12 protein-coding genes are annotated in these 15751 nt (G+C 56.9%); 6 read left to right on the plus strand and 6 right to left on the minus strand.

Annotated features, from left to right (window positions below):
• Together VMJ32_13680 and VMJ32_13685 are read right to left on the minus strand one after the other, a co-directional pair.
• Positions 1 to 496, minus strand: a 496-nt coding sequence (locus VMJ32_13680) for a malate dehydrogenase (protein HTQ40070.1), incomplete at its 3' end; no start/stop codon positions are given.
• 269 nt (positions 497 to 765) lie between these two features.
• Complete coding sequence (locus tag VMJ32_13685; GenBank protein ID HTQ40071.1) at positions 766 to 1512, minus strand: hemolysin III family protein; 747 nt, start codon at positions 1510 to 1512, stop codon at positions 766 to 768.
• Positions 1513 to 1780: 268 nt separating this feature from the next.
• On the opposite strand from VMJ32_13685, the gene VMJ32_13690 reads away from it, so the two are divergent.
• On the plus strand, positions 1781 to 2623 hold the full coding sequence (locus tag VMJ32_13690; GenBank protein ID HTQ40072.1) for a MerR family transcriptional regulator: 843 nt from the start codon (positions 1781 to 1783) through the stop codon (positions 2621 to 2623).
• Positions 2624 to 2661: 38 nt separating this feature from the next.
• On the opposite strand, the gene VMJ32_13695 is transcribed toward VMJ32_13690, so the two are convergent.
• Positions 2662 to 3732 (minus strand): hypothetical protein, encoded by a 1071-nt coding sequence (locus VMJ32_13695; GenBank protein HTQ40073.1) that lies wholly within the window; start codon positions 3730 to 3732, stop codon positions 2662 to 2664.
• 409 nt (positions 3733 to 4141) lie between these two features.
• Between VMJ32_13695 and VMJ32_13700 the strand changes: the two genes are divergently transcribed.
• Positions 4142 to 7444 carry a hypothetical protein gene (locus tag VMJ32_13700; GenBank protein ID HTQ40074.1) on the plus strand — a complete coding sequence of 1101 codons (3303 nt, stop codon included), beginning with the start codon at positions 4142 to 4144 and terminating at the stop codon, positions 7442 to 7444.
• Positions 7445 to 7471: 27 nt separating this feature from the next.
• Entirely contained in the window at positions 7472 to 8506 is a 1035-nt protein-coding gene (locus VMJ32_13705) for a tetratricopeptide repeat protein (protein ID HTQ40075.1), read from the plus strand.
• Between the two features lie 51 nt (positions 8507 to 8557).
• Here VMJ32_13705 and xerD read toward each other — a convergent pair whose 3' ends face one another.
• Positions 8558 to 9499 (minus strand): site-specific tyrosine recombinase XerD, encoded by a 942-nt coding sequence (xerD, locus tag VMJ32_13710; protein HTQ40076.1) that lies wholly within the window; start codon positions 9497 to 9499, stop codon positions 8558 to 8560.
• Between the two features lie 203 nt (positions 9500 to 9702).
• Between xerD and VMJ32_13715 the strand changes: the two genes are divergently transcribed.
• Positions 9703 to 10707: an HD domain-containing protein gene (locus VMJ32_13715; protein HTQ40077.1), complete on the plus strand. Its 1005-nt coding sequence runs from the start codon at positions 9703 to 9705 to the stop codon at positions 10705 to 10707.
• Between the two features lie 101 nt (positions 10708 to 10808).
• A complete protein-coding gene (locus VMJ32_13720) occupies positions 10809 to 12236 on the plus strand; it encodes an MATE family efflux transporter (protein ID HTQ40078.1) in 1428 nt (475 codons plus the stop codon).
• A 42-nt stretch (positions 12237 to 12278) separates the two neighbouring features.
• On the opposite strand, the gene VMJ32_13725 is transcribed toward VMJ32_13720, so the two are convergent.
• The gene (locus VMJ32_13725) at positions 12279 to 12551 is read right to left on the minus strand and encodes a hypothetical protein (protein HTQ40079.1); all 273 of its coding nucleotides are present in this window, start codon (positions 12549 to 12551) and stop codon (positions 12279 to 12281) included.
• 601 nt (positions 12552 to 13152) lie between these two features.
• The gene (locus VMJ32_13730; GenBank protein ID HTQ40080.1) at positions 13153 to 14352 is read right to left on the minus strand and encodes an EF-hand domain-containing protein; all 1200 of its coding nucleotides are present in this window, start codon (positions 14350 to 14352) and stop codon (positions 13153 to 13155) included.
• A gap of 894 nt (positions 14353 to 15246) precedes the next feature.
• On the opposite strand from VMJ32_13730, the gene VMJ32_13735 reads away from it, so the two are divergent.
• A complete protein-coding gene (locus tag VMJ32_13735; protein HTQ40081.1) occupies positions 15247 to 15744 on the plus strand; it encodes a flagellar biosynthesis anti-sigma factor FlgM in 498 nt (165 codons plus the stop codon).
• Positions 15745 to 15751 lie beyond the last annotated feature (7 nt).

A 15751-nucleotide genomic window follows, 5' to 3' on the forward strand; every position in this document is an offset into this window, starting at 1 on the left:
TCACGCCCAATTCCATCGACAGGAAAGTGCGGTACCGTGCGGTATCCAGCACGCCTGCTTGCCCCAGCACCCGCTGCGGCGGAAACCCGGTGACTTGCCAGGCCCGTTGCACCATCGCATCCAACGGATTGCTGACGACGATGACAATCGCATTCGGGCTGCTGTTTTTAATTTCCGCCGCCACAGAACCGACAATTTTCGCGTTGGTGGCAAGCAAATCGTCGCGGCTCATGCCCGGCTTGCGGGCAATCCCAGCGGTGATCACCACCACGTCGCTGTTTTTGGTGTCCGCATAATTAGTCGTGCCGATAACGTTGGCGTCGAAGCCGACAATCGGCGAAGCCTGCATTAAATCGAGCGCTTTGCCGGCGGGCATACCTTCGGTCTGCGGAATATCCAACAGCACAATGTCGCCCAATTCGGCGGCGGCACACCAATGGGCCGTCGTGGCGCCGACGTTTCCGGCGCCGATAATGCTTATTTTTGCGCGACGCATAATCACGATACCAAAAAAACCACACACCCAATGTAAGACCCGAGTTTTTATCTCGGTGCAACCTAACTCAGCCGCCGCCCTTTGCAAAGGGGGGTAACCTAAATGCCGAAATTCGAATGACGAATGGATAAATCGAATTTCGAAATATCAAGAACTCAAACGCAATGTCGCGGCGAAAAAATACGTTCAAAAATTGAACGTCGAATGCACAGCAAAGTAGATGCCGCAATCCGCTAGCAGCTTAGCACGAATTTACGCAAAACCTGAAATTAAACCACAGGCATCGCGTAATGCAGAATGGCCCAAAAATGGCAAGCCGTACCGGCCATCACGAACACATGCCAAACAGCGTGCAAATACGGGTGGCGATGGTCGTACATCAGAAACAGCGTGCCCACAGAATAGCACACGCCGCCGGCCAACATCCACCAAAGAACTTCAGTCGGCACCAAGTGCAACATCGGCCGTCCGCCCAACAGCGGCATCCACCCCAACAGCAAAGGAATGATCGTAGACACATTGTTAATGCGGTGATTGAGCGCCACCTTGCTAATGAAACCCGCGAGGGCGACAATCCAAATCGCCCCCAGCAATACCCACCACGATCCGCCCCGCAAAAAAGCGGCCGAAATCGGCGTGAACGTGCCCGCGATGAACAGGTAAATCCAACCCTGATCGAGCATGCGAAAAAAATGTCGCAACCGAGGTTGCGGAAAGACGTGCGATGCCGTTGATGCCGCGTACACGGCCACCATCGTCACCGCATAAATCAAAACGGCGCAGCGCTGCCAGAAGTCACAAGCGGCGGCCACATGCATTAAAACCACTGCAGCCACAATGCTCAGCAACAATCCCACGGCATGAGTCATTGCATTGGCGATTTCCTTGGTATCCATTGACCCGGCAAGGTCAGGGGTCACCGCGAACTGCGTCGAACCGTTCCGGGACGGCGGTCCAACAGGAAGCAATCCGCCGTCAACCTCAGACGAGCCAGCGGACTGAACGGTGGTAAGCATGCCTGGCATTCGCTATGAACCGGAAAAATTTGAATAAAATATAAAGAATCACCTTTTCGTTACATCGGCCGCCGTGCCTGCCAAACCTTATGCTTTTCTATATACCCGGAACTGTCAAGCAAGGGGACTTCAGCTCGCGACAGTTTTTTTCTCTTTTTAAAGAACGTTATTGACTCTCCCCTTACAGGAGGCTTTAGCATCGCTGTCGTAGCACTTTAATTTGCTTGGGCTGTGCGCTTCAAGCGGTTGGTTTTGAGGCTGATTGGTTATGGAAACGGGAAAACTGTTCAGCATTGGCGAATTTTCCAAAATCACGGGACTCACCGTGAAGACGCTGCGGTTTTACCACGAGCAAGGTTTGCTTGATCCCTCTTGCGTCGACGACCAGACCGGTTACCGCTATTACGATGCCGCGAAAATCGAGCCGGCCCGCGTGATTGCCTTGCTGCGGGAATTGGAATTTCCGCTGCCGGAAATTGCCGAGATTTTGCGCCAGTGCCGCGCCGAGGCCGATCTGTTTGCTTACCTGCAGCGCCATCAACAAACCCTCGCCGCCAAAGTGGAGCACTACCGGCAAATGGAAGCCCGCTTGGAGCAACTTATTCGTCAACATCAGCAAGCGAGGGTTACCATGAAAAACAGCACATTCGAAGTGGAAGAGAAAGTGGTCGATGCCCTGTGGATGGCCGGCGTCCGCATGCAAGGCCGGTATCGCGATTGCGGCCAAGGGTTTTCGCAAATTGGTCGGCGGCTCGGGCGCTACATCGGCGGTCCTTGTTTCCTATTGCATTACGATGACGAATACAAAGAAGCCGACGCCAATTTCGAAGCCTGCTTTCCACTCCGCCCGGAGGCCAAAAACATCGACGCAAAAAAAACCGCCGGCATTTCCATCCGGCAACTGCCCGGCGGGAAGTGCGTTTGTCTTTTGCACAAAGGACCGTACGAGGAACTGGGCCGCTCGTACGAAAAGATTTTGAAATACATGAAATCCAAGGCCTACAACATCGAAATGCCTACCCGCGAAGTGTATCTCAAAGGGCCGGGAATGATTTTCAAGGGCAATCCGCGAAAGTATCTGACGGAAATCCAGATACTTATCAAAGCCTGATTGTTCAGAAATCTCGTGGCGCCCACCGGAGTGTCCCGCTACAGCCGCTTCCACGCTTGATTGACGCGCAGGTGCCCCGACACATGCACGTTGAGCAACCACAGCCAGACCAATGGCGTCAAAAAGGCCGCCAAATCGGAAATCACAATCAGCCACGCCTTCCACGGAGCGCCGGGTTGGAAAAATAAATTGGCGGCAATGCACCAGCACATCAGGACGCCGATAATCACGGTCCGGATCAAAGGTTCCCGCGGACGACGATCGTTGCCCATCCGCACTTCCAAACTGCCCAGAAAATAACCGAACGCGCCCAGCGCCACCGCCGCGACAACGCCAAAACCCAAAAAAATAATCTCGGTCGTCAAGGCGACGGCTTTCGCCTCCTCCTTGAAATCGTTGCTCGATCGGAGGCTTTGGACTGAAATTAAAATCAGGATGGCGACAATCAGAAAAACACTTGCTCCGATCGAGATTCGCAACCAGCGGCGTTCCAATGCCGACCACACAGTCATGCACAGCAGCCAGCCGACGAGCAGCGCCGTCCAGCCCAGAATGGTTCCGACGATGCCCCACATCAGTAATAACGAAATGGCGCCCGACAAAATGGCGTCTTGAGAGGCCGATCGACTTGCCAGCGTCAGGCCAATCAAAGCCAGGCCGATGCATCCAAACGCAATCCACGACAACAGCAGCGCGTATTTTGTAATTTGCAGCGCCGTTCCCAGGACAAACCAATGCTTGGCCTCTAACACTCCCTCGGTTTCGGCCACCGGAGGAATGTCGGTTCTAGCACCGAGATTATCTCGCGCTTCAAACGTGCGGCGTTCTGGAATCGGCGGCGGAACGGCGGCAGACGTTGTAAACCCGGCGGCCGATTGTCGCGCAGGCGGCGGCGAATTGATCGGCGCCGCAGACTTCGGCACGTAACCCTTGGGCACGGGCGTGGGAGTGTTGACATTTGGCACGCCTGTCGAAACCTTCACTGGCGAAACACTGGCCGGAATCTGCAATTCCGCTTTGCAAGCCGGGCAGCGGCCTTTACGGCCCGCCTGTTCGTCCGGTGCTCGCAGCCGTTTGCCGCACGCAGCGCATTGCACATCAATGGGCACAGTTACCCCCCGGATCAACCAACGTTGCTCAGATTAGCACTGACCAAACGGATGAGAATGTCAACTTCGAAGGCCCTATCTTACCGCCATACCCCGTGAAACTCCAGTCGACAAAAAAACTACGCCGGCGGCTGAGGATCCCGGCGCGCCGGGACATCTACATTTCAAACTGACCCACTACCAAAAAACTACGCTCCCTCGGCTTCGTACGGCAGCATTGCTTGTGCTGATAATCATGCGTGGGCCACTTTCATCACCGTACAACGGTATCAGTCGGCAAAACCGAAGGCCGGAATACGCAGCGAACCACTAGCGGCACATCGCTTTGCTTGTGCGGATAAAATACCGCTTTATAATGGAGCTGAAGAGGCATTTCTGCCGGGCGAGGGAACACGCAGCGAGACGGTCCATGACCACACATCAGGCACGGTTATTATGGGGCGCGTATGTGGTCTTCGCTTGTTGTCTGGCCAGTGGATGGAATGTGAAAGCCTGCCGAGCGGCCGACGATTCGCAAGCTTTTGTTGAAGGGCTGTGCGAGCGGCATTTTTTCGACACGGCCTCAGATTACCTTCGCTCGCAAGCCGCAAATCCTGCCTTGGCGGCCAATCTCAAGGCCGCGATTGCCTATCAACAGGCCGTGGTGTTCATTGCAGGCGCCGATCAAGCGGCCGATGCGCAATCTCGTGATGCGGACCGCCGCCGGGCATGTGCCAAACTCCAGGAATTTCTCTCGGCCAACCCAGATCACGATTTATCCGTTTCAGCACGAGATCGCTTGGGCAATCTTCTCCTGGCACTTGCCGAAAGTAGTTTGGCACAGTCCGAACAGCCCGGCGCCCGTAAGGCAGCGTTGCGGCGCCAGGCTCAAGCCGACGATGCCGCGGCGCGAACAGCGTTTGAAGAATTGGCCCAGCAGTTGCGTGGCCAGCTCGACAAGCTTCCTCAGGGAGACGAACGGGAAGAGCTGGGCGCCCAGTGGTTGGGGGCCAGCGTGAATGCCGGCCGCGCGACTTTTTTCACGGCGTTGGCTACAGAACCGGGTAGCAACGAGCAGAAAAACCTGCTCGTCGATGCGGCCGCCCGGTGCGGCAGTTTGTATCAAAAATACCCCAAGCGCCTGGGAGGCGGCGTGGCTCATTTTTATGAGGGTCGGGCCAATGAAGAACTGGGGGAACAAAAGCTGGCCCTGGCGGCTTACTGCGATTTGATCGACGGGCTTTCAGATTCTGACGCAACCGTGCGCCTCCTGAAAACACAGGCCGTGCTGCGCGCCCAGCGTTTATGGCTGCAAGACCAAAATTACGACGCCCTGGTCGATAAAACATTGTCCTGGGCGAAAAGCGCCCATGGCTCGGAGCTGCAAGATCCCGATTGGTTGGCCGTCAAACTTTCCGCCGCCACCGCCTTGCAAAAGCTTGCGGCCGCACTTCCCAAAAACGATCCCAAAGCCGTTGGCTATGCGCATGATGCCCGCGGTCTAATCACGGAGGTCATCGACTCGAAGAACAGCAACTTGCAAAGCGCCGCGCAAGACTTGTTAGCGCAATTGAGCGGAAACCACGAGGCAAATCCATCGCCACGCCAGTCGCTGTCTCGGCAAGCTTCGTCGCGAACCTCCGCAGGTTCAACGTCCCATGAGGCGTTGCAATTAGCCGCCGACACCAAGGCGCCAGCGACGGCCGATTCCGCCGCAACCGATTCCGATGCTGAAATCACCTCGTTCGACGCGGCCTACGATAAAGCCACTGACGCCACGGAAGAAGTAAAATCCACCCAAGTCGAATTGGATTTTGCCCATCAGGAAGCCCAGCCCGACGCCAAACACATTGCCGAGTTGGAAGCGACGCTCAAAACCCAGCGGGACGAGGCTTTCAAACTCTGCCAGCTGGCCATTTCCTTGGCCAATGCCGCAACCAATATCGAAAAGGTCAATCAAGTTCGCTATTGGCTCTGTTGGTTCCATTACGCCAAGGAAAATTATTACGATGCCGCGGTGCTGGGCGAGTTTCTGGCCCGCAAATACCCCAATTCGGCCAGCGCCTTGCCCGGCGCGCAGGTGGCCTTGGCCTCGCTCGATGCTTTGTATCGCCAGCGCAAGCAAGCTGGTAACGACAATCTTACGTTCGAAACAAACCATCTCTTCGATCTGGCCAATTACGTCATCGGACGCTGGCCTGATGACTCGGAGGCCGCAACCGCGCTGGAAATGCTGGTTTCGATTGCCATTGATGCAGGCGATTACGACAAAGCGAAAGCCATCATCGGGCGTGCTCCCGACGGTTCGGCGGCCCGGTTCAGCGGCGAAGCGAATTTGGGCCAGGCGTTATGGGTCAAGTATTTGCGCGGCATGCAACAACGGCGCGAACAAAAAGCCGCCGCTGCCACAACGGCAACCGCGACATCTCCCACGGACGATCCGCAAGCCAACCGCAACCTCGATGCGCTGCTCCAGCAAGCCCAGCAAGAACTCGAGTTCGGCGTCGGCGGTTTACGCAAGCTGGAAGTGGTCGACGAGCGCGCCATCCTGCCGGCACTTTCTTTGGCGCAGCTTTATCTGAACGCCGGCGACGCCAACAAAGCGGCGACCATCTTGGAAGATCCGAAAATCGGACCTCTCACTTTGCTTAAACAAAAGCATCCGGCCACGCAACCAGAGAACATTGCCGCCGAAATCTATAAAACGGCTCTGTTAGCTTACGTGGCCACGACCCCCCAGCAACTCGACAATGCCGTTGCTTCGATGGACGCGTTGGAGGCTTTGTACGTCCATGACCCGGACGGCCCGGCGCGCTCCATGCAAACCTTGGTCGATATTGCTTTCAACCTGGAACAAAAACTGGACGATCTGAATAGCCGCGGCGAAACCGAGAAGGCGGATGCGACCATTAAAGCCTTCGAAAAGCTGTTGAGCAAAATCTCGCAGCGCCAAGACGCCGCCGATTATCGAACCTTAAATTGGATCGCAGCCACCTACGAAACGTTGGCCAATGGAGCGACGCCGGGCAATCCCACAGATTCCAATGGCTTGCCCGGCACGGAAAAAGCTCCTGCCCAACCCGTGAAGTATTCTCCCGACGCCCAAAACAATTTACAGCAAGCCGTTAAAGCCTACGAAGCAATCTTAGCCAAATCCAAGGACCACGCCGAATTCATGCCCGCCGAGAAGTTGCCCGCCATTCAACGTCGTTTAGCTTTGGACTATCGCGGTCTGGGCAATTACGAAAAATCGATCGCGCTTTTCGCCGACGTGCTCAAAGACAAGCCCTCGATACTGCCTGTGCAAATGGAAGCAGCCTACACCTATCAATGGGGCGGTAAAAGCAATCCCGACTTCTACGTCGCGGCCATCCTCGGCGGAAGAGGACCCTCCGAAAGCGTTTGGGGGTGGAATAAAATATCGCAAAAAACCGCCCGTGACGAACGCTTCCGCGACGCCTTTGACGAAGCCCGCTACAACATGGCGCTGTGTCGTGTGGAATTTGCCGCCACGCGAACCAGCCCCGACGAAAAGCGAAAGCTCCTTGAACTGGCCAAGGGCACCATCCGCGAAACCCAACGCTACGAATCGACTCTGGGCGGCCTAAAATGGAAACCCCAATACGAAAAATTGCTCCGCGAAATTCAAAAAAATTTAGACGAACCCGTGGTCGGCCTGTTGGAATTCGAACCGAAAGAAACTGACGCTCCCGCCCCAAACCAAAAAAACTAAGCCCCGCCGAAAACAAGGAATTGATCCATGCTGCGCCGCACGCTTCTTGTTCTTGCCATTCCGCTCTTCTCCGGCGCTGCGTCGGCCTGGGCCCAGGGAGATTATTACCACGTGCATTTATTTACCGGGCAGCCGGTGCTGGGGCGTCTGGGCGAAATCACCAAGGACAAGGTCGTTTTGCAAGTCTCGCTCACGACGAAAGAATTTCCGGTCAACGAAATTAAATACCTGCAATTGCCCGGCGAGCCGCGCGACCTGATGGAAGCCCGGAACTCATTTCTCGACGGCCACTACGATCAAGCCCTGGATTGGCTCAATAAAATTCCTCCGCCGGCATTGGCCAGCGATGTCGTTCGGCAAGATGTCGATTTCTATCGCGCGCTGGCCAACGCCCGTTTGGCAATCAATGGCGTGGGCGATCCTCGCGCCGCAGGCACCGCTTTAATCGAATTCCTGAAAGCCAACCCCGACAGTTACCACTTCTACGAAGCCAACGAAACCGCCGGCGATTTGCTAATGGCCATCGGTCGTTACGATCAAGCTCCCACCTACTACGGTGCGCTGGCCAACGCACCCTGGCCTGATTACAAGCTGCGGGCGGCGGTGGCGCTGGGCCGCGTACTGGTTGCTCAAGGCAAGTATGACGAAGCCATCCGGCAATTCGACGCCGCACTCGCCACGGACGCTAAAGGGAAAGCCGTCGAAATGCAGTTGCTGGCCGCCCGGGTGGGCAAGGCCAAATGCCTGGAGCAATTAGATCGTGCCAAAGAGGCGGTCGACTTACTCAATGCCGCCATCGATCAAGCGCCCGCCGAAAACAACGACGTTTTTGCCACGGCATACAACGCCTTGGGAAACGCCTATTTGAAATTGAAGCAACCGCAGGAGGCATTGTACGCCTATCTGCACGTCGACGTGCTGTACAATCAATTGCCCGAGCAGCACGCCGAGGCGTTGTATCATCTGAAAGATTTGTGGACCCAAATGAATAAGCCGGATCGCGCCAAAGAAGCCGCCGATACGCTGAAATCTCGCTATCCCACTAGCCCCTGGAATAAATAACGGCCGAATGAAAGCGGGCTCGACTTCCCGCCCAGGGCAACTAGCCAGATTTTATCCTCGCGGATGAAACTGCTGATGAATCCGCTTCAACCGCGACGGATCAACGTGCGTGTAAATTTGCGTGGTGCGAATGCTGGCGTGCCCCAACATTTCCTGCACTTGCCGCAAATCGGCCCCCCCGGCCAGTAAATGCGTGGCAAAGCTGTGCCGTAGCGTGTGCGGGCTGATGCTGGCCGGTGCTCCGATGCGCAACGCATAGCGTTTTACCAGCTCCCAAATTCGCTCCCGCCGCAGCCTCCTGCCGCGCCGGGAAAGCAGCAGCCAACGGGGCGGAATGGCCGCATGTTCAACAATTTTGGGACGTTCGTGAGCCAGATATTCCTGCACGGCCTCCACGGCCCGGCGTCCCAGCGGCACCAGCCGTTCTTTATCTCCCTTGCCGCGTGCCAGGCAAAAGCCTTGCGATAAATGGACGTCGTCCGCTCGCAAATTCGAAACTTCCGAGGCCCGGCAACCGGTGGCGTAGAGCAATTCCAGCAATGCTCGATCGCGCCGCCAGAGCAAATCGTGACCGCGCGGCGCCGCCAGCAATTGCTCGATCATCTCCGGCGACAAAACCTGCGGCACCCGCTCCCACAACTTCTGGCTTCCTAGCAGCTCGGCCAAGTTATCGCGCAGGGCGCCTTCTAGTTGCAAGTAGCGAAAGAACACTTTCAACGACACCAAATGTCGCGCCACGCTGGCGGGCGCCAAGCCCCGGTGGTTGAGGAAAGCCGGATAATCGGCCAGTTCCTTGATCGACAAATCTTGCACCCTTCGCGGTCCGAGCCATTGGGCAAACTTGGCCAAATCGCGCCGATACGCCGCCACGGTGTTGGCCGCTAAATGGCACTCGCTGCGGCTGTAATCGAGAAACATCTCGACCCACCGCCTCACGGGATTACCGGCCGGGGCAGTTCGCACGGGTCCGGGTCGTCGCTTTGCCGTAGACATTTTCTGTTTCCAGGTCTTCCAAACCCCGGCCGATACGAGCCGGGGAACCTGTTGCGCGCATCGGCATCGGCAAGCGGAAACTGAATGTGGTCCGCCATCGTCCGGTAGTCCCCCGCGTTTGCATTCGCTATGATAACGGTTCGATTCGTTCGTAGCGGTTGTAACGACGCCCTCTGTCACCCCTTGATAATTCCACATCAACCATGTCTGCACGATTGTTTCCCATGGGAACGCTTTCCGAACTGGCGCCCGGCGAAGAAGGAGATTTTTTTGCCCTGCTATCGGCCAAGGAGGAACTGACGACCAAAGACGGCAAGCCCTACTTCAAGGTCACGTTTCGTGATGCCGCCCGCGAGGTTAGTTTTCCCATTTGGAACGATTCGGCCTGGGCCGTCGATTGCCGCGAGTCGTGGGCCGTGGGCACGTTTTTCAAAATGCGGGCCACTTACAAAGAAACGAATTTCGGCCCGCAATTGGAAATCAAAAAAATCCGCGCGGTGATCGAAGCCGACGCCGCGGAGGGCTTTAACCCGCTGATGTTGCAGCCCAAATCGCGCTTCGAGGCGTCGGAAATGTTCGACGAATTGCTCCATCTGGCCAAAGATAAAATCGACGATAAAAAGCTCCGCTCACTGGTGATCGATCTGCTGCAAGATCACCGCGAGGCGTTGCTCACGTTGCCCGCGGCGCGGAAAAATCATCACGCCTATGTCAGCGGCTGGCTGGAACACACGCTCAGCGTCACCCGCACGGTGGTTTATTTGGTCGACAAATACGACGAATATTACCCCGACATGCAGCCGCGGCTCAATAAAAACGTGGCCATTGCGGGCGCGATCTTGCACGACATCGGCAAGCTCCGCGAATACCAGCCGCACCCGCAAGGCGCCGTGTACACGGCGGAGGGCGCGCTCATTGGCCATATGCTGCAAGGCCGCGACATCGTGCGCGAAGCCGGCTTGGACCGCAAGCTGCCGGAGGAAACCTTGCTTCGCCTGGAGCATGTGATTATCGCCCATCAAGGGCGGCCGGAGTGGGGCGCGCCGAAAATTCCCATGACCCCCGAGGCGATGATCGTCCATTACGCCGACGATCTGGACGCCAAATACGCCATGCTTTACACCACGCTCCGCGATGACAAAACCCCCGGCCCCATGACCTCAAAAAAAAATCAGCTCTATCAGCAGATTTTTCGTGGGTTGCAGTAGCCGGTTCAATTGTCTCCAGCCTGTTAAGCGTATATTCATGACAATCGGCGCCAGCGGCACGGATGCCGGCCCGCAAGAACACCCTGATTCATCCACGGACGATGCCAAACCCAAAACGCCCGCTCACGGAAGGACCCATTTGGATTGCGCTGGTCCGGTTGTCGGTGCCGATTATCTTGTCGAACATTCTGCAATCGGCCTATCAATTGACCGACACGTTTTGGGTTGGCCGGCTGCCCGCGGGCGCGGCGGCGGTGGCTGCGGTTTCGCTTTCCTTTCCCATCAACTTTTTGTGCATCTCGCTGGCTGGCGGCCTGCCCATTGCCGGCACCGTGCTGGTTGCGCAATATCGCGGCAAGCAAGACGAACGGGCCGTCAGCCACGTGGCCGCGCAAACGTTGTTGTTGTGCCTGGCGGTATCGCTGCTGCTGGCCGTGGGCGGTTTTGCGCTTTCGCAACCATTGATGCGCTTCATGGGCGCCGCCCCGGACGTATTGCCCGACGCCGTCCGTTTTTTGCAGGTCACGTTTTTGGGGTTTGTCTTCGTGTTCGGCTTTTTCGCCTATCAGGCGTTGATGCGCGGCGTAGGCATTGTTTACCCGCCGATGTTCATCGTGCTGCTCACCGTGTTGTTGAATTTCATTTTGGATCCCTTTTTTATTTTCGGCTGCGGGCCCGTGCCGGCGATGGGAGTTTCCGGCGCCGCCATGGCCACGTTGTGTACGCAGGCCCTGGCGACGGCCATCGGCATGGCGCTATTGCTTCGCAAGCGCAGTGCCGTGCATTTGCACTGGCGCGATTTTCGACCCGACTGGCGGTTGATGGGCACGCTGTTCAAAATCGGAGCCCCCTCGTCGGTTGAGCAGTCGACACAAGCCTTGGGAATGACGCTGATGATGCTGTTGGTTTCCACTTTTGGAACCGACCCCATCGCCGCCTACGGTGTGGGAACCCGCGTGCTGAGCGTCGTCATTATTCCCGCCATGGGATTGTCGCTGGCCACTTCCACGCTGGTTGGGCAAAACATCGGCGCGGGAAGAATGGACCGGGCCGAACACACCAACGCCATCAGTTGCCTGTTGAGCTTCAGCACGCTGCTGGCGGCGGGCGTGTTCTTTTTCTTCACGGGACGCGGTTTGTCGATGCTGCTAATGCCTACTGGTGGGGCCGCCATTGACGAAAGCGCCCAGTTCATTCGCATTGTCGCCCTTTGTTTTCCCTTCCTCGGCTTGCAACAAGTGCTGACGGGCACGTTGCGCGGCGCCGGCGACACCATTGCCCCTATGCTGTTGGCGATTATATCGCTGTGGGTGCTGCGGTTTCCGCTGGCCTATGTGCTTTCCAAACACACACCCCTGGGATCGAACGGGGTGTGGTGGTCGGTTTCAATTTCCATCATCGTCTCCTCGATTTTGGCCGGCATTTGGTTTTTGCGCGGTGACTGGAAGCGAAAACGACTGTTGGATGAAGTCCGCCTGGAAGACAGCGCCGAACGCCAAATGGCGATGGAAGAAGGATTGCCGTTTTAACTTGCCGTAGAATTTAATCCCGCCGGCAAGCAATCGCTTGGTTTAGGCTTGCTCACGCCGGCGGCTTTCTTGCGGAACTACCCGGCGCATGCTGGAAGCGGCTGGAGCAGCCGTGTGAATCCAACGCCCCACCAATTCTTCCAACTGCTGGTCGATCCGCGCCTCGAATTGTTGAAAGGCTGCTCCGCTAACCACCAGCTTTGGCTCTGCCTGGCTGTGATCAGCCGGTAAAGCATCGCCGGCGCCTTGAGAACCGGCTGCCCGGCTGCTGGCCGGCTCGGTCTCATCGCGGGGCTGTCGGGATCGTTTGGACATGCTCTTCTCCTTCCGGCAGTTCAAAGCAGTTGATCGCAAAGGGTGCAAATGTCGTACCATCCAATACGGGTGACATCCCTACATAGTTCCTGGTTCGCGCCGCGCCGTCCATTTTTTAGTTACCGCTCGACCATTTCGCTGACACAACGACCTCCAAAATAAATAGAAAAACTTCGTGAAAAACCGCACAAAGCGGCGGTTGGCCGAATGCCGTTGTTTTTCGAGGACAGACGCACAACCAGTTTGGTATTCCAAACTCGAATTGAGAATTTATTCCACCCGCCGGCCTAACGGTTGTTCGTCCTTCGACGGGCAAAATTGCCAATAACTTAGGCATCGGGCTGCTGAGGGTACGGGGCTTGCTGAGCAGCGTATCACACGAGCAGATACGCACACCAGCGGGCGTCAGCGGCAAAAGCGCAAAAAGACGCCCGGCGGATGCAGGTGGGATGCTGCAAATCTCCGCCGGGCGGTTGGGGTACGCGCGATTTAAAAAACGCGCGTGTCGCGGGAGTCATCGGTTCTTCGACCAGAATTCGGGAATCTTGGATGCCATGCCGAATTTACTTCTGGTTTCAGCCGGTTATTTGGTCGTAAGTCGCTATTTATCCGATTGGTTATTGGAGTTGTCCGCTTTCTGGTCTTTCTTATCTCCGGTCTTTTGGTCAGCTTTTTCCGACTTCTTATCGTCGGCCAGCATCTGATCTGCCATTGCTTTCGCCTCCGACTGTAGTCGGCGCATCGGACGGTCCTGGGCTCCGGCCCCCGCTGCACCGCCGCCGGTCCCTTTTTCCTCCTGCATGCGACGCATCAAGCGTGGCAAAATGGCCTTGAGCTCGGCTTCATCGAGTGCGCCGTCGTGATTGGTGTCCAGCTCGTCAAACCGTTCCTGCAAACGGGGGGGCAATTCTTCCTTTTGCAACTTCCCGTCGCCATTTTTATCGAACTGCTGGATAACGCGCTTCAGCATCGCGTCGGGGTTAGCTTCCCCCGGCCCGCCAGCGCCCGGAGGTCCGCCGGCGCCAAACCCGCCGAAAGCAAACCCACCCGGCCCGCCGCCGGCAATGCCGCCCGCCAACCCCGGCATCGATTTCAGCAGTTCTTCGCGAGTGATTTCGCCGTTGCTGTTGGCAAGTTTTTTGAGCACCTCCGGCGCCGCGGCAATTTCCTTGGAATCGAGCTTGCCATCGCCGTTGGTATCCAAAGCGTGGAACAACGCCATACCCATCAATGGCCCACCGCCCCCGCCGAAGCCGCCACCTGCACCAAATCCTGGGCCACCAAAGCCGCCGCCAATTCCGCCGCCAAAACCACCCGCGGCACGCCCTTCGCCCGAGCCTCCCGCACGTTCTCCAGGTAATCCGTCTCGACGATCACGCGGTCCGCGTTCACTTCCAGGGCCATCAGGCCCAGCGTTTTCCGCGGCGGGATGGTCTGCCGCCCGCTCCGGTCGATCTTCCATTTCTTTCATTCCGGCGATAAATTCCTCGCGGCTTAGCTTGCCGTCGCCATTTTTATCTGCGCGACGCATCAAGCGCTCGAACATTCGCCGCTGATCGTCGGGCACTTCGTCGGAAGAAATTTGGCCGTCGTGATTGACATCGAGCTTGTCGAACAGTGCCGAAAGCTTGTCGGCCTCGGCCTTGTCTTGAGCCGTCTTGTCCTGGGCAGCTTTTGCCGCAGATGAATTAGCGGTCGAATTCGCCGATGAATCAGCATGGCTGTTGTCGTCGGCCCAAACCGTGTTCTGAAACGTCATGGCCACCATCGAGATCGAAACCAGCAATAATGTGCGAATCATCAGTGGTCTCCTTAAGCTGGCATGAGTGCGTGAGCGTGTCGGCAAAGCGGACTCAAAACTTTGTACCTCAGGGCGCTTTGTAAAGCTGTTGCCGCCGGCACTGTAACTCTTTCGCGCGAGTTGTGAATTTGCCGCGCAAGCATCGACAGTCGGTAATATTCTCCCAATCATCTAACCGCAGAAAGAAATAGTTGTTTCGCGCGAATTCTCTCAAGTTTTGCATATCCTGTGGCACTAAAATCAGGCTTCTGAAGCTGGGCGGTGCCTGCGGCATCCGGCCCGTCTGGCGCCGCAAGTATTGTGGGACAAGTCACTTAATCGACCTTGCTGCCGAAGCTGTCCCGCTCCTATAATCTCGCCCCGGTGGGGTAGGTACAGGCAGAAACTCACCTCTTGCAAGAGTTGCCGTTTCTGCTTTTTTTGACGAAGGAGGCTCGCCAAGCTGCATTCACATTTTGCTCTTGGCCGCCCCCTGTCGATTGGCCCGGCGTTTGCATTAGGAACGGTTCAGTGCAAGTTCACGGTTGTGCGGAGCCTGGCGGCAGGATCGGCACGGTGAGCAAGTTCGCTGCGGCCTATGTGGTTGTTCCACCACGTAGGCCGCGGATGACAACAGCCAGCGTGGCGAAAAGTCGACACCATCCGGCCAGCTTCACCCTATACCCGTGAGCATTGTTACCGCCGCACTTGCCCGCGAAAATCGGGTCAAGCGGCGTAAGATGGTGGTTAGCAGATTTCATCGAAAATCCGGCAGGTCGCGTCCGATGTACACAGTGCCCTCTCTCCGATTCCGCGAGATTGCTCTGTGGCACACGGAAGCGGCCCCGGTCGCCTGTAGCGAAGTACAATTCCAAGGACGGCGACAACCCAATCACGTTTGGCCAGCCGCACTCCATGAGGTTCATTCAGCCCGACACGTTTCTGTGCCAAGCCATTTGGCTGGGGCTGTATCAACCGTGTGGATCGGTTCAACCGAACGCCCTGGGGCCAGCCGCCGACCGGTTAGGATTCCGGCACTGCGACACTGTGACCGGCCCATTGCCCGGCGGGGTTCTCCGTCGGTCGGTCAGTCCTGATCTGCAATGGGCGGTCCGAAGGAGATTTGTCATGCAAATTAACGGCCTCACTCAACTGCACGGTACTCAAAGCATTAACGCCCCGCACTTCAATCGCCCGTCGGCCCCAGCAGCACCGGCAGGTGTTTCGTCGGTCAATACCACCGATGAATTGCAGCTTTCGCCGGCCGCCCAAATGGCCAGCAAGCTGAGCGAAATTCCGGACATCCGCTGGGACCGCGTCAACGCCATTAAAACCGCCATCGCCAATGGCAGCTACATGAGCGACGACAAAATGAACGTTGCCGTCGAACGGCTGTTGGACGAAATTGCGTAACCAGCCA

This window comes from Pirellulales bacterium, assembly GCA_035499655.1.
Classification (GTDB): domain Bacteria; phylum Planctomycetota; class Planctomycetia; order Pirellulales; family JADZDJ01; genus DATJYL01.

Bases quoted from the DNA above. Each gene is read 5' to 3' on its own strand.
- VMJ32_13685 (HTQ40071.1), bottom strand. From the start codon at position 1,512: ATGCTTACCACCGTTCAGTCCGCTGGCTCGTCTGAGGTTGACGGCGGA.
- VMJ32_13690 (HTQ40072.1), top strand. From the start codon at position 1,781: ATGGAAACGGGAAAACTGTTCAGCATTGGCGAATTTTCCAAAATCACG.
- VMJ32_13700 (HTQ40074.1), top strand. From the start codon at position 4,142: ATGACCACACATCAGGCACGGTTATTATGGGGCGCGTATGTGGTCTTC.
- VMJ32_13705 (HTQ40075.1), top strand. From the start codon at position 7,472: ATGCTGCGCCGCACGCTTCTTGTTCTTGCCATTCCGCTCTTCTCCGGC.
- xerD (HTQ40076.1), bottom strand. From the start codon at position 9,499: ATGTCTACGGCAAAGCGACGACCCGGACCCGTGCGAACTGCCCCGGCC.
- VMJ32_13715 (HTQ40077.1), top strand. From the start codon at position 9,703: ATGTCTGCACGATTGTTTCCCATGGGAACGCTTTCCGAACTGGCGCCC.
- VMJ32_13720 (HTQ40078.1), top strand. From the start codon at position 10,809: ATGCCAAACCCAAAACGCCCGCTCACGGAAGGACCCATTTGGATTGCG.
- VMJ32_13725 (HTQ40079.1), bottom strand. From the start codon at position 12,551: ATGTCCAAACGATCCCGACAGCCCCGCGATGAGACCGAGCCGGCCAGC.
- VMJ32_13730 (HTQ40080.1), bottom strand. From the start codon at position 14,352: ATGATTCGCACATTATTGCTGGTTTCGATCTCGATGGTGGCCATGACG.
- VMJ32_13735 (HTQ40081.1), top strand. From the start codon at position 15,247: ATGAGGTTCATTCAGCCCGACACGTTTCTGTGCCAAGCCATTTGGCTG.